Origin of the sequence: Amycolatopsis sp. cg9, assembly GCF_041346945.1 — a bacterium.
Classification (GTDB): Bacteria; Actinomycetota; Actinomycetes; order Mycobacteriales; family Pseudonocardiaceae; genus Amycolatopsis.
This window is the reverse complement of sequence record NZ_CP166850.1, coordinates 2,788,209-2,801,346: the sequence shown is the minus strand read 5'-3', so window position 1 is coordinate 2,801,346 and position 13,138 is coordinate 2,788,209. Positions and strand designations below refer to the sequence as shown.

At 71.7% G+C, this 13,138-nt stretch carries 14 protein-coding genes; 3 read left to right on the top strand and 11 right to left on the bottom strand.

Features of this window, described 5'->3' with window-relative positions; translation table 11 throughout:
* Nucleotides 1–124: 124 nt before the first annotated feature.
* From AB5J73_RS13185 to AB5J73_RS13155, 7 genes are read right to left on the bottom strand one after another with little or no spacing between them, the layout of a single operon-like run.
* Nucleotides 125–1,093, bottom strand: coding sequence for a lysylphosphatidylglycerol synthase transmembrane domain-containing protein (locus AB5J73_RS13185; RefSeq protein WP_370970004.1), 969 nt, complete (start codon nucleotides 1,091–1,093; stop codon nucleotides 125–127).
* Nucleotides 1,094–1,105: 12 nt separating this feature from the next.
* On the bottom strand, nucleotides 1,106–2,350 hold the full coding sequence (locus AB5J73_RS13180; protein ID WP_370970003.1) for an acyl-CoA reductase: 1,245 nt from the start codon (nucleotides 2,348–2,350) through the stop codon (nucleotides 1,106–1,108).
* Entirely contained in the window at nucleotides 2,347–3,399 is a 1,053-nt protein-coding gene (locus AB5J73_RS13175; protein WP_370970002.1) for an acyl-protein synthetase, read from the bottom strand. The genes AB5J73_RS13180 and AB5J73_RS13175 overlap by 4 nt, the downstream gene beginning before the upstream one ends.
* The gene (locus tag AB5J73_RS13170; protein WP_370970001.1) at nucleotides 3,396–4,790 is read right to left on the bottom strand and encodes an AMP-binding protein; all 1,395 of its coding nucleotides are present in this window, start codon (nucleotides 4,788–4,790) and stop codon (nucleotides 3,396–3,398) included. Before AB5J73_RS13170 ends, AB5J73_RS13175 begins: the two co-directional genes overlap by 4 nt.
* Nucleotides 4,787–5,518 carry an SDR family NAD(P)-dependent oxidoreductase gene (locus tag AB5J73_RS13165; RefSeq protein ID WP_370970000.1) on the bottom strand — a complete coding sequence of 244 codons (732 nt, stop codon included), beginning with the start codon at nucleotides 5,516–5,518 and terminating at the stop codon, nucleotides 4,787–4,789. The genes AB5J73_RS13170 and AB5J73_RS13165 overlap by 4 nt, the downstream gene beginning before the upstream one ends.
* Nucleotides 5,511–5,756 (bottom strand): acyl carrier protein, encoded by a 246-nt coding sequence (locus AB5J73_RS13160; RefSeq protein ID WP_206784047.1) that lies wholly within the window; start codon nucleotides 5,754–5,756, stop codon nucleotides 5,511–5,513. The genes AB5J73_RS13165 and AB5J73_RS13160 overlap by 8 nt, the downstream gene beginning before the upstream one ends.
* Before the next feature lie 10 nt (nucleotides 5,757–5,766).
* A complete protein-coding gene (locus tag AB5J73_RS13155; protein WP_370969999.1) occupies nucleotides 5,767–6,486 on the bottom strand; it encodes a UDP-N-acetylglucosamine acyltransferase in 720 nt (239 codons plus the stop codon).
* A 149-nt stretch (nucleotides 6,487–6,635) separates the two neighbouring features.
* On the opposite strand from AB5J73_RS13155, the gene AB5J73_RS13150 reads away from it, so the two are divergent.
* Both AB5J73_RS13150 and AB5J73_RS13145 read left to right on the top strand, forming a co-directional pair.
* A complete protein-coding gene (locus tag AB5J73_RS13150; RefSeq protein ID WP_370969998.1) occupies nucleotides 6,636–7,742 on the top strand; it encodes a DegT/DnrJ/EryC1/StrS family aminotransferase in 1,107 nt (368 codons plus the stop codon).
* Nucleotides 7,739–8,695 (top strand): Gfo/Idh/MocA family protein, encoded by a 957-nt coding sequence (locus AB5J73_RS13145; protein ID WP_370969997.1) that lies wholly within the window; start codon nucleotides 7,739–7,741, stop codon nucleotides 8,693–8,695. Before AB5J73_RS13150 ends, AB5J73_RS13145 begins: the two co-directional genes overlap by 4 nt.
* On the opposite strand, the gene AB5J73_RS13140 is transcribed toward AB5J73_RS13145, so the two are convergent.
* Genes AB5J73_RS13140 through AB5J73_RS13125 form a run of 4 tightly spaced genes read right to left on the bottom strand, consistent with a single transcriptional unit; the run spans nucleotide 8,676 to nucleotide 12,304 of the window.
* Nucleotides 8,676–9,617 carry a PH domain-containing protein gene (locus AB5J73_RS13140; RefSeq protein WP_370969996.1) on the bottom strand — a complete coding sequence of 314 codons (942 nt, stop codon included), beginning with the start codon at nucleotides 9,615–9,617 and terminating at the stop codon, nucleotides 8,676–8,678. The genes AB5J73_RS13145 and AB5J73_RS13140 overlap by 20 nt on opposite strands.
* A gap of 32 nt (nucleotides 9,618–9,649) precedes the next feature.
* Entirely contained in the window at nucleotides 9,650–11,038 is a 1,389-nt protein-coding gene (locus tag AB5J73_RS13135; RefSeq protein ID WP_370969995.1) for a M20/M25/M40 family metallo-hydrolase, read from the bottom strand.
* Nucleotides 11,039–11,078: 40 nt separating this feature from the next.
* Nucleotides 11,079–11,798, bottom strand: coding sequence for a hypothetical protein (locus AB5J73_RS13130; protein WP_370969994.1), 720 nt, complete (start codon nucleotides 11,796–11,798; stop codon nucleotides 11,079–11,081).
* Complete coding sequence (locus AB5J73_RS13125; RefSeq protein ID WP_370969993.1) at nucleotides 11,795–12,304, bottom strand: SigE family RNA polymerase sigma factor; 510 nt, start codon at nucleotides 12,302–12,304, stop codon at nucleotides 11,795–11,797. Before AB5J73_RS13125 ends, AB5J73_RS13130 begins: the two co-directional genes overlap by 4 nt.
* A 92-nt stretch (nucleotides 12,305–12,396) precedes the next feature.
* Here AB5J73_RS13125 and AB5J73_RS13120 point away from each other — a divergent pair, with 92 nt between their 5' ends.
* Nucleotides 12,397–12,984 (top strand): hypothetical protein, encoded by a 588-nt coding sequence (locus AB5J73_RS13120; RefSeq protein WP_370969992.1) that lies wholly within the window; start codon nucleotides 12,397–12,399, stop codon nucleotides 12,982–12,984.
* Nucleotides 12,985–13,138 lie beyond the last annotated feature (154 nt).

The window sequence follows — 13,138 nt, the reverse complement described above, 5'->3', positions numbered from 1 at the left end:
GGCAATCCAGCGGCTGGGTTGTCCACATGTGCGTAAGCCCTGTGGACAACCTGTGGACAACCCTCGGCCGGGGCCGGCAGTGGTCGGGTCGGGCCGGGCGGCTCTTGGCTGTGGGCAACTCCGGTCAGGCGGTGGCGGTCACCGGGCGGCTGGAGCGGGCCGCCACCGCGGCGATGCCCGCCGTCAGGAGGTCGGCCACCGTGAACATCACGCGGGAGGCCACCGCGAACGCCGTGGCCTGGCCGACCGTCAGGCCGCTGGCCGTCAGGACCGCGACCTGGGCCACCTCGCGGACGCCCACGCCGCTGGGGAGGATGAACGCGAACGTGCCGACCGTCATCGCCACCGCCATCGCGCCCACGCAGAGCACGAAGCCGCTGAAGCCCGGGGTGCCCACCGAGTTGGCCAGCAGCCAGAGGTGGATGCCCTGGAGGCACCAAGCCGCCGTCGAGGCGCCGAAGACCTTGCCGACCACCGCCCAGCCCAGCGGGTGCGCGAGCGGCGGGCGGCGGAGGATGCGCAGCACCAGCGACGTGCCCCAGGTCAGGATCTTCGGGTGCAGCATGGCCAGGCCGACCGGGATGAGCACGAACAGCCACAGCGCGCGCGGGCTGTTGCTGAACACCGCCGGGGCCGCCAGGAGCGACACCACCAGTGCCGAGACCACGCCCACGCCGAGCTGGATCAGGGAGCCGGTGAAGATCCGGGCCCTGGCCAGGCCCGCCTTGCGGCCCAGCTCCATCTGCAGCAGGTACGCCCACACCGAGCCGGGCACGTACTTGCCGAGTGAACCGACCAGGCAGATCTGGGCGCCGCGGGCGTAGCCGATCGGCTTGCCGAGGTCGTCGACCATCGCCTGCCAGCCCCAGGTCGACACCATGATCGCCGCGACCAGGGCGAGCAGGCTCAGCAGTGACGACTGCCAGGCGACGTCACGCAGGGTGTGCCAGAACTCGCCCCAGTTCGCGGCGAGCTGCTTGGCCGCGAAGCCGATGACCAGCAGGATCGCGACCCATCTGACGACGTCGAGGACCTTCGCCTTGGTGGACTTCGGCGGCTTGCCGGCGGCCGGCAAGTCCTCAACTGTCGTCATCGACGGGTCTCCTCAGGCCTGCACCGTGACCAGGCGGCTGAACTCGGAGAGCAGATCGTAACCGTCCCAGACCGCCGAGAACGTCAGGGCGCTGCCGAACGGCACGATCCGGTCGACCCCGCGACCCGCCAGCTCGTGCGCGAACGCCGTCAGTTCCTCGGCGGTGAAGCCGAACTGGCTGACCGTCTGGTCCTTGCGGAGGACGATCGGCACCAGATCAGACAAAGTGGACACCCGCGCGTTCGCGAAGGTGCCTGCGCCGAGCCACTCGCGCGGCAGCACCGCCGGGTCGGCCAGCTCGAGGGTCGCCAGGCCGTTGCCCTGGAAGGCGATCTCCTTGACCAGGCCGTCGACCGCCGCGCCGTACGCCGAGACGCGCTTCTGGACGGCCATCGCGGGCTCGGTGACGTGCTGCTTCGTCTCCAGGACCGCGGCCAGCAAGGTGCGGAACTCCTGGCCCGCCTCGCGCGCCCCGGACTCGTCGCCGACCCAGAACACCGCGCGCGGCGACGAGCAGGCGGCCTGGTCGAACCAGTACGAGTCGTTGTAGAAGCCTTCGGCGGCCGCGCGGCGCTCCGCTTCGGACGCCCGCTGCCAGCCGGCCACCGACGCGACGGCGAAGGACGAGCGGTCCGGGAACGTCAGGTCACGCGCGTGCGGCGCCAGCGGGTACTTCCGCAGCGCCGCGACCGAGCCGTCGCCGCCCCAGATGACGCGCAGGTCGGCGGCCAGCGACAGAGCGCCGCTCACCTCGTCGCTGCGGTCGTAGGTCACCATGCGCTGGGTCGCCGTGACCGCCTCCGCGACCGAAACGTCCACTTCGGACAGTGCGGCGTTCAACGCCGCCAGCACCGCCTCCGCGGCGCCCGCCGAACGCGACGAGACCCGGACGACGTTGTGGTTGCCCGCCAGCGCCGAGAGCGCCCACGAGTAGACGAAGATCGTGTCGACGTTCGCCGGCGGCACGTGGAACACCAGCCCGCGCGGGAACCGCAGCGCGGTTCCGGAAGTGTCCAGAGTGGACAACGCCTTCGCGATCTCGCCCTTGCGCAGGAAGAAGCCGAGCGACGCCAGCTCCGGGAACCGGCGCGCGGTCGCCGGGGCCAGCAGCTTGCGGGCGAACTTCGTGACGAACTCGACGATCCGCGGGTCGCCGACGCGCAGCCGGCCGCCGGGCGGCTCGGCGCGCAGCTGGGTCACGAGGTCGCCGACCTCGACGTCGGGCGCCGAGGGGAAACGCTGGGTCAGGGAAGTCACGCCGCCGCTCCCGAGAAGGTGTCCGAGCAGCCGCGGGCCTCGGCCTTGGGCAGCCGGCCGAGCACGGAGAAGTGCTTGCCGGGCCAGTCGCCGTCGTCGATCCCGTGGTAGACGCCGAGGTCTTCGGTCAGCAGCACGTGGCCCGGGTACGACCGCGGCAGCGTCGAGACGACCTCGATCACGCCCGGCTCGCCGACCGGCTGCTCTTCCCACGTCTCCGGGTTCCGGATCACGACGTCGGCGAAGTCCGGGCAGTACAGCGAGTTGCCGGACGGCCCCTCGAGGAACACGGTGCCGATCTGCTCGATCATCCCGTAGTAGTTGTGGATCCGGGTGAGCCCGGTGTCCTCCTTGAAGCGACGGCGGAACTCGGTGTTGTCGACCGCGCGGTCGATCAGCTTCTTCCAGCCGCCGCTGTGGATGAGGATGCCGTTCGACAGGTCGAGGCCGTGGTCGCGGGCGACCTCGTAGAGGAACTGCCACACCATGAACGTGAAGCCGAAGATCAGGAAGGGCTTGTCGCCGTACTCGGCCAGGAACTTCTTGACGGCCTCGACGTCCGGCTGGTCGTTCTCGTCGAGCACGTACGTGTGCTTGCGGCCGAAGTTCGCCATGCCCAGCACGCCCGCGCCGCGCGCGGAGAACGAGCGCCGGTTCTTGATGATGCCGATGGTGTCGACCATCAGCATCGGCAGCCGCTCGCCGCCGAGGACCTCCTGCAGGGTCGCGCCGAGCTGCTTGGTCTGCGCGCCCGCCGCCTCCTTGTCGAGGTAGATCCGCGACGCGCCGGCGCCGGTGGTGCCCGACGACGTCAGCGTCTTGAAGACCTCGCTGTCCGGCACCGACTTGAGGTCGTGCGTCTTGAACATCCGCACCGGCAGCCACGGCAGGTCGGCGATCGAGCCGAAAGTCGCGTCCGGCGCGATTCCCAGCGACGACAGGATGCGCTCGTAGCCTTCGGAATTCGCCCGGTGGTGGGCCGTCAGCGCGGCGAGCTCGGGCAGCAGCAAGGCCTCCCGGTCGGCCTGCGACCGAGTGAACACGCTCATACCTGCGCCTCCAATGACCGGTAGTCGATCTTGCCGCTGGCCAGCAGCGGCACGGTTTCGATCGGGCGCACGTCGAAGCCGCTGGCGTGCAGGTGCAGCCGCTCGGACAGCGCCCGCGACGCGTCCTTGCAGATGTCCTTGTCGACACCCTCGGCGAACAGCACGACCTTGTCGCCGGCGGGCACCGCCGCCACGACGTCGATCCCGACCGCCGCCGTGCGGGCCGCCTGCTCGAGGTCGTCGAGGCTCACGCGGTTGCCGAACACCTTGCCGATGCGCTTGAGCCGCCCGGTGATGAACAGGTACCCCTCTTCGTCGAGGTACCCGAGGTCACCGGTGGCGAGCACGCCGCCGTATTCGTCGCCCTTGGCCAGGCCGGACTCGTCGTCCGCGTAACCCAGCATCACATTGGGCCCACGGTAGACGACCTCACCGACGATTTTGGGGTGCGTGGTCTCCGACCCGTCGTCGCGGCGGACGGCGAACTTGCCGCCCGGCAGCGCCGGCCCGGCGGAACCGAGCTTTTCGGCCAGCCGTTCGGCGGGCACCGTCGTCATCCGCGGCGCCGCCTCGGTCTGGCCGTACATCACGTACATCCGGCCGCCGACGGCCAGCATCTTCTCGTTGAACTCGGCGATCAGGTCGTCTCGCAGCTTCCCGCCGGCCTGCGTCAGGGTGCGCAGCGTCGGGTACTTCGCGGGGTCGAACTTGAGCCGCCGCAGCATTTCGTAGTGGTACGGGACGCCCGAAAGGGACGTGACGCCGTACGTGTTCACCGCGTCCCAGAAGCCGCGGCCGAGCACGCCAGACGGCTCGATCACGATGGTCGCGTCGCGCACCAGGTGCGAGTTCAGCACCGACAGGCCGTAGCTGTAGTGCAGCGGCAGGCAGGTGGGCGCGACCTCGTCCGAGTCGATGTGCAGCACCTGCGCGATGGCGTCGGCGTTGGCCAGGATCGCCTGCCGCGAGAGCCGCACGAGCTTCGGGTTGCCGGTCGACCCGCTGGTCGGGAGCAGGACGGCGAGGTCGGGGTGCGGCCGGACGCCCTCGGCGCTCGTCCGGACCCAGTCGGCGCCCTGCGCGGTGTAGCCGTCCGGCGCGTCGCCCGAAGCCGCCAGCACCGCCGCCGGCCGGAAGCGCGAGACCAGCCCGGCCAGCACGTCGGCGTCCAGCGCCGGGTCGATCAGCGCGATCGCCCGGCCGGATTCGAACGCGCCCAGGTAGGTCAGCACGCTCGGCAGGTCGACCGACATCCGCGCGAACACGACGCCGACCGGCAGTGCGGCCAGCTCGTCCATCCGCCTGCCGACCTCGGCCGACAGTTCCGCGCCCGCCAGCGTGCGGCCCCCGGCCACATCGACCAGCCGGGCTCCCGCACCCAACAGCGTCACAGCACCAAGCCTCCGTCGACGCCCAGCACCTGACCGGTGATGAACGAAGCTTCATCACTCACCAGGAACCGGATCGCGTTCGCCACTTCTTCCGCGCGGCCGAGGCGCCCGAGCGGCGTCTTGCCGGCGTTCTCCGCCTTCGCGTCTTCGCTCAGCCCCGCGGTCAGGTCGGTCTCGATCACGCCCGGCGCGACCGCGTTCACGCGGATGCCGGACCGGCCGAGCTCCTTCGCCGCCGACTTCGCGACGTTCGCCACCGCCGCCTTCGAGGCCGCGTACACCGTCTGACCGGCGCTCCCGTGCTCGCCGACGATCGAGGCGAGCACCACGATCGAGCCGGTCTTCTTCCGCATCATCGCCCGGGCCGCGGCCTGGACGGTGTGCAGCGTGCCGGCGACGTTCGTGCTCAGCGTCGTGTCGACGAGCTCTTCCTTGATCATGCCGAGGAGCGCGTCCTCCATGATCCCGGCGTTGGCCACGACGATGTCGAGCTTCCCGTGCTCCTTCGCGACGCCCCTGACCAGCGAAGACACGGCCTTCGCGTCGGTGACGTCCAGCGCGAGCCCGGCCGCCGCGCCCGCCGCCGAAGCGGCCTCTTTGGCGCGGGCCTCGTCACGGCCGGTGAGGACCACCGTCGCGCCGGCTTCCACCAAAGCGCGGGCGGTGGCCAGGCCGATCCCCCGCGTCCCGCCGGTGACGAGCGCGACACGACCGGAAAGATCAGTCATTCTTCGACTGGAGCTCGGTGACCATGTCCACGGCGACCTTGAAGCTCGACATGTCGATGACCTGGTCGGTGTCGAACTCGACGTCGAACTCGTCCTCGATGGCCGCGACCAGCGCCATGTGGCCGACCGAGTCCCACGCCTCGATGTCGCGGTACTTCAGGTTCTCGACGTCCACAGCGCCGTCGAGGTCCAGCGCCTCGACGAAGACCTCGCGCAGCTTGGGGGCGACTTCCGACATCTGATGACTCCTAGTGCTCTTCGCGCGGGCGGGCGTCCCACGCCTTTACCAAGGTAGAGAGGTCTTCGGGCAGCGCGACGTCCGGGAGACCTTCCTTGCCCTTCAGCCACGGCCCGAGCGCCTCGACGGTCGCCTCGTCGACGCCCCGGCGGGACAGGCCCACCACGTTGACGCCGGTCACGCGGGCCGGGTTGCCGACGGCGATGGTGAACGCGCCGATCTCGCGGCGCACCGCGGAGCCCATGCCGATCATCGCGCCGGGGCCGATCACGACCTTCTGGTGCAGGATCGCGCCCATGCCGAGGTTGGCGCCGTCCCAGATGTGGCAGTGGCCACCCGTGACGGCGTTGGAGGCGATCGTCACGGCGTCGCCGACCAGGCAGTCGTGCGCGACGTGGGAGTTGCGGAGGTAGTAGCCGTCGCTGCCGATCGTCGTTGTCCGCCAGGTCCCTTGGTGGACACTCACGTACTCGCGGAGGCGGTTGCGGCTGCCGATGACCACGCCGTGGCCGTCGTGATCCGGGTCACCGGTCGGCGCCTCGTCCCAGGCGGCGGGGTGGGGGCGGCCGCGGTCCTCGCCGGGCGTGCCGATCGTCACGTGCGGGCCGATCCAGTTGCCGTCGCCGACGCGGGTGGGCCCGACGATCACCGCGAACGGCCCGATCACGTTGTCCTCGCCGAGTTCGACACCTTCGCCGATGACGGCGGTCGGGTGGATGCGGTTGGCCACGGGTGGTCGTCCGTTCGTCGGCGGCTGGGTACTGGGCGTGCTACCGCGCCCGGTAACGTGTGGCCCGCGTTGTTGCAGGGCGGCCGGGCGCAGAACCGGCGGCTCACTGTACCGGACGCGCCGAAATCGCCTGCCGAGAGAGACTGCCCATGATCCCCATCACTGTGGTCGACGTCCGCGACGCGGAGGACCTCGTCGTCGAGGTGCTGCGCTCCGGCGCCATCGCACAGGGACCGATGGTCAAGCGCTTCGAAGACGCCTTCGCGGCCGTCTCCGGGACGAAGCACGCGATCGCGGTCAACAACGGGACCACCGCACTGGTCGCCGCCCTCCAGGTCCTCGACCTGAAGCCGGGTGACGAGGTCATCACCTCGCCGTTCACCTTTGTCGCGACGCTGAACGCGATCCTCGAAGCCGGCGCGACCGTCCGGTTCGCCGACATCCGGCGCGACGACTTCGCGATCGACCCCGACGCCGTCGCGGCCGCGGTCACCGACCGCACCAAGGTGCTCATGCCGGTGCACCTCTACGGCCAGACCGCGGACATGGGCAAGCTGGGCCCGCTGGCCGCCGAGCACGGCCTCCAGGTGATCGAGGACTCGGCGCAGGCCGTCGGGGCGTCGTTCGAGGGCAAGCAGGCCGGGTCGTTCGGCATCGGCTGCTTCTCGCTCTACGCGACGAAGAACATCACGACCGCCGAGGGCGGCGTCATCACGACGGACGACGACGCGCTGGCGGACAAGCTGCGCGTGCTGCGCAACCAGGGCATGCGCGCCCGCTACCAGTACGAGGTCGCCGGGCACAACTACCGGATGACCGACCTGCACGCCGCCGTCGGCATCCCGCAGCTGGCGAAGCTCGACCAGCTGACCGCCGCCCGCCAGGCCAACGCGAAGCGGCTCTCGGAGGGTCTCGCGGGCACGCCGGGCCTCGACGTCCCGAAGGTGCTGCCGGGCCGCGAGCACGTGTGGCACCAGTACACCGTGCTGGTCGGGCCGCACGCGTTCCTCTCGCGCGACGAGCTGGCCGCGGCGCTGACCGAGCGCGGCATCGGCAACGGCATCTACTACCCCAAGATCGTCTTCGACTACGAGTGCTACGCGGGTCACGACCTGATCCCGGGCGCGCGCGTCGAGGACTTCCCGGTGGCGCGCGCGGTTTCGGAGCAGGCGCTGTCGCTGCCGGTGCACCCGCACCTGACCGAGTCCGACCTGGACACCATCATCGAAACCGTTCGCGAGGTACTGGGCGCATGACGCATCGGATCGCTCTTGTCGGTACCGGGAACATGGGTTCCCTCCACGCTCGCGTGCTCGCCGGGAACGAGCGCGTCGACCTGGTCCGCGTGATCGATCCGCGCGAGGAAGCGGGCAAGGCCGTCGCCGACCGCTACGAGACCCGGTGGACCCCGGAGATCGGCTCGCTGTCCGATGTGGACGCCGTCGTGCTGGCGTCGGCCACCGAGGCGCACCACGACCTGGCGCAGGAGATCCTCGGCCAGGGCAAGCCGATGCTGGTGGAAAAGCCGGTCTGCAACAGCTACGAGAAGTCCCAGGAGATCGTCGGCCTGTCGGCGAAGAAGGACGTCCCGCTGATGTGCGGGCTCCTGGAGCGCTACAACCCGGCGGTCATGACCGCGCGGGCGCTGGTGAACGAGCCGGTGCACCTGATGGCCCGCCGCCACGGCCCGTACGCGCCGCGCATCAAGACCGGCGTCGCGTGGGACCTGCTGGTGCACGACGTCGACCTGGCGATCCAGTTCTTCGGCGGCGCGACCCCGGCGCGCGTGACGTCCGGCGCGGGGTACTTCCACCCGTCGTCGGTCGAGGGCGCCGAGGACACCATCGAGACGGTGCTGTCGTTCCCGACCGGCCTGGCCACGGTTTCGGCCTCGCGGCTGGGCCAGAAGAAGGTCCGGTCGCTGGTGGTCTCGGAGCTGGACCGGCTGATCGAGATCGACCTGCTGCGCCGCGACGTCACGATCTACCGCCACGTTTCGCACGACTCCGTCACCCCGGACGGCCTCGGCTACCGCCAGCAGACGGTGATCGAGATCCCGGAGCTGGTCACCGCCCGCGAGCCGCTGGCCACCCAGCTGGACCGGTTCTGCGACCTGCTGGAGGGCAAGATCGACGCCGACACCGAGCGCGACCTGATCCTGCCGTCGCACCACGTGGTCGAGCAGGTGCTCACGCAGGCCGCCGCCTGACTCGGGTGCGCCAGGCCGCCAGCCGGTCCCGGGTAGCGGCGGGGTAGTCCCCGAACCCGGCACCGGCGGCGGGCTGGCGCGAGCCGCCGGTGGTCACGACCCGCACGGCTCGCCCGGCTCCGCTGGGGACGAGCACGAAGTCGTCGATCGCCGCGGCGGCGACCGTGAAGTCGTGGAAGTACCCGTGGTTGACCAGGCCCTCGGCGGTCAGGTCGACCCGCGCCCGCGCGATGCGCAGCGCCAGCCAGGCGACGCCCGCGAGCACGAGCGCGCACGGGACCGCGACCCAGTACCGGTCCGCTTCGAGAGCGCGCACCAGGCCGTAGACCGCGCCGGCGCCGGCCGCGGCGTCCAGGCCGGTGTGGATAGCGCGCACGGCCTGTTGCGGGTGCAGCGTCTCCAGCACCGGCAGGCCGCTCAGGTCGACGGCCGCGACCGGCCCCGGCGCGGGCCGGTGCAGCCGGTGGCCGGGCGGGAACCAGCCGCGGATCATCCGCCGGCCCACCGTCGCGGAGCGGTAGCTCGACGCCACGGTGACCGTCCGGACCTCGCCGTCCGCCCGGCGGAACGTCACCCGGACGCGGGCCCAGGAGAAGCCCCGGCCGTAGGACTCGAACTCCGTCGCGGTGACGTCGACGACGTCCCGCCACGGCACGCGGTGGGTGCGGAAGAACCCGCGCACGCGCAGGCCGTCCGGGAGCCGGCGGCACGACCGGCCGAGGAACCGCCACCCGAACCAGCCGAGCACCAGCGCGGGCACGCCGAAGGCCACCGCGGCGACCGCGGCTTCGGAGTCCTGTTCGGCCACCGCGTAGATCGCCGTGCCGACGGCGAAGAGCAGCGGCCAGCCGGTCGGCGTGATCAGCAGCAGGAACCCCGCGTACGCGAGGTAGGCCCCGCTGCTGCGCACCCGGTCGGTCATCGGCACAGCATGCCGACCGGCCGCGGGCCGCGCTAACCGACCGGCGCCGGGAACGCGGCCGGGCTCCGGCTGCCGTCCGGGCCCACCGCGCGGACGCCGAAGAAGACGTTGTCCTTCGACAGGTCGATCTTCGCCGTCCGGGCCGGGCCGACGTCGATCGCGTGGGTCCAGTCCGGGGCCGTCGTCTCGCGCCAGAGGACCTCGTAGCCCGCGGCGCCCGGGGTGGCGTCCCAGAGCAGTTCCGAGTCGTTCGTCAGCGCCGCCGTGCGGATCTTCACGCCCTTCGGCGTGCCCGGCGCCGTCGCGAGGGACCACAGCGCCGCGCCGTTGACCCGGGCGACCCGCGCGATGAACGGGAAGTCGCAGAACTCCGGCAGGTCGCCGTACTGGACGCCGTTCTCCACGCGGACGTCCTGGTGCTGGTGCGCGAAGTCCTCGTTCGGCTCGGTGAAACGCGCCGCCGGGTAGCCCTGCTCCAGGAAGCCGATGTGGTCGCCGCCGCGCAGGTAGCGATCGCGGCGGTAGATCACCCGGACCGTCATGCCGGTCGCGTCGTTCTCGGCCACCGACTTCACGAACCGGGCCAGCTGCCGCGGCGGGGAGTCGTTCTCGCCGCCGATGCTGCGGCGCAGCGCGGCCTCGGCCGGTGTCTCCGCCGTCGGCACGCCCTCGGCGAAGAGGCGGATCGTCGTCGGGTCGCGCGTGCCGTCGTCGGCGCGGCTCGACCCGACGATGTCGTCGGTGAACATCGCCTGGACGTCGGTGCCGGCCGCCTTGAACCGCTGCGCCATGAACCGCGAGCCGTACAGGCCCTGTTCCTCGCCCGCGACGGCGGCGAAGACGATCGTCGCCGCCGGTTGCCGCGTCGAGAGCACCCGTGCCAGCTCCAGCGCGACCGCGACGCCCGATGCGTCGTCGTCCGCGCCCGGCGCGTCCCCGGTGGAGTCCATGACGTCGGTGCGGCGCGAGTCGTAGTGCCCTGAAACGACGTACACGCGCCCCGGGTCGGTGGCCCCGTGCAGCGTCGCGACGACGTTCGTGATCGTGGTCGGCACCGGGATCCGGTCGGCGGGCGGCTGGACGTACGACTGCGGCTCGACGGTCAGCCTGCCGCCGGACGCGGCCGCGATCTGCCGGTACTGCGCCAAGAGCCAGTCGCGCGCGGCGCCGATGCCGCGGACCGGGTCGTCCTGCGCGGACAGCGTGTGCCGCGTGCCGAACGCGGCCAGCCGCCGCACGGTCGCTTCGATCCGCCGTTCGTCGACCTGGCGGAGCAGGGCCCGCAGCTGGGGGCCGGGCCGCTGCGGGCGGACCGGGGCACCGGGCCCGCGGTCCCCGAGTTCGGCGGCACCGGCCGGGGCCGCCGACGCCGCCAGTCCGAGTGCGGCCGTCGCGGTGAGGAACGCTCGTCGAGAGGTCACGGTCGGTTTCTTACGCCCGGACCGCCCCGGCGGGTACCGCCTACTTGGTGAGCCGCTTCCCGGCGGCGTCGTAGGCGATCAGCGGCGTCAGGACGGCGGAGTTCGGGACGGCGGCGGGGTCGAACCAGAAGACGACCACGTTCGGGTCCCCGCTCCACCTCGCCAAGCTCGCTTCGACGGTCTTGCCGTGCACCGTGGTCGTGATCCGCGCCGCCTGGCCGGCGAAGTAGCCGAAGACGGGGATGACCTCGTCACCGGAGAGCTCGCCGCCGTCGGTGGCGTGGAAGCCGAACGACCGGTCGGAGCCGCGGAACTCGTTCGTCATGAGCACGGACTGCAGCGTCTCCCCGGAGCGGAACCCGGCCACCAGGCCGAAGTGGATGTCCGGCAGCTGCGGCAGGTCGACCGCCCGCGCGAAGAAGACGATCTCGCCGCGGGCGGTCTTGATCCCCGTTCCGATGACGTCCCCGATCGGCGGCGCCTCGGCCGGTGCCGCGGTCGTCGGCGCGGTCGTCAGCGTGCTCGAAACCGGGGCGGGCGGTTGGGCGACCGGGGCCGGTGCGGGCTGCCGCACCTGGATGGCGAACCCGACCACGAGCACGACGACGGCCGCGGCGGCCACCCCGGCGGCGCCGGTCAGGACGCGGCGCCGACGCCGGATGCGCGCCCCGCCGGCCATGATCGCGGCCAGGTCCGGCTCGGCGAAGGGCTCTTCGGGCGGCTGCCGGAGCGCGGCGCGGAAGTCGTCGAGGTCGTTCACCGCCCGCCCCCTCCGATCAGCGTGTCTTCGGTGCCCGCTTCGATCCGCAGCTTGGCCAGCGCCCGCGAATTCGTGCTCTTCACGGTACCCACCGAAACGCCGAGCTCACGGGCCACGTCGGCTTCCGGCAGGTCGAAGAAGTGCCGCAGCACGACGACCGCGCGTTCGCGGTCGGTGAGCGTCTTGAGCACGGCGGTGAGCCAGGCCCGCTGGGTGACGGCCTGGTCGACGTCGAGGCGGTCGGGCCGCTCGGGCATCGCCTCGGTGGCGTACTCGCGGATCGGGCGCCGCCAGCCGTCGATGACGTGGTTCACGAGGACGGTCCGGGCGTAGCCGTAGGCGTCCTTGTGCCGCACCCGCGACCAGGCGGCGTAGGTGCGGGTGAAGGCGGTCTGTGCGGCGTCCTCGGCCTGGTGGCGGTCGCCGGTGAGCAGGAACGCGGCGTGGGTGAGCCGGGCCGACGACGCGCGGACGAACTCCGCGAACTCCTCGTCGCCGCGCGCCATGCGTCACCCCCTGTTCCTCACCCAGCGACGGGCGGGCCGCGGAAAGGTTGCTCGTCGATCTTCCGAGCGTACGCGCGGGCTAGATTGACCCCATGCGTTCACTGAGGGGGATCCTCGCCGCCGCATGCCTGCTGACCTGTGTCGCAGCGTGTTCCGGCGGCTCCACGACGACGACCGCGGCCGCGCCTCCGCCGCCACCGCCGTCCACTTCGACGAGCAAGCCGAAGCCGACCACCACGCCGACGCCGACGTTCACGCCGGTGGTGTCGCCGGAGAAGCTGACCGGCGCCTGCCCGCTTCTGGGCAACGTCGAGTTCGCGCAGCTCCTCGGCGTCGCCTGGAACGCGCGGGAGCCGAGCGAGATGCCGCCCGAGCCGATCGGCCCGGGCAAGGCGTTCCGGTGCTCGTACCCGACGGGCGAGCTGTACGTCCTCGCGGTTTCGGGCGGCAAGTCGCCGGCCGCGATGGTCAAGCAGCTGGAGTCGGAGTGCGCGGATCCCGCGAAGCCGGTTGCGGGCGCGGGTGAGCTGGCGAGCTATTGCTACGGGAAGGGCTACAGCTCGCTGGTCGTGGTGGCCAAGCACGCGCACGGCCAGCTGCGGGTCGCCGAGGTCGAAATGGGGCGCAGCCGGGCCGACGTCTGCGAATCGCTCGCGAAACTGCTCGGCGAGCGCCTTTAAACGTTGCGTAACCGATATCTCGCGCTCGGTCACAGGCGACTAGATTGTCGGTCGTGCGCTTACGTGCGCGAGCTTCGCCGCCGCGCGGACGCTGACCTGCTTCGGGGTCCGCGCGGGCGGTTTCACGACGGCGGCGCCGGCGGTCGGCGCCGGC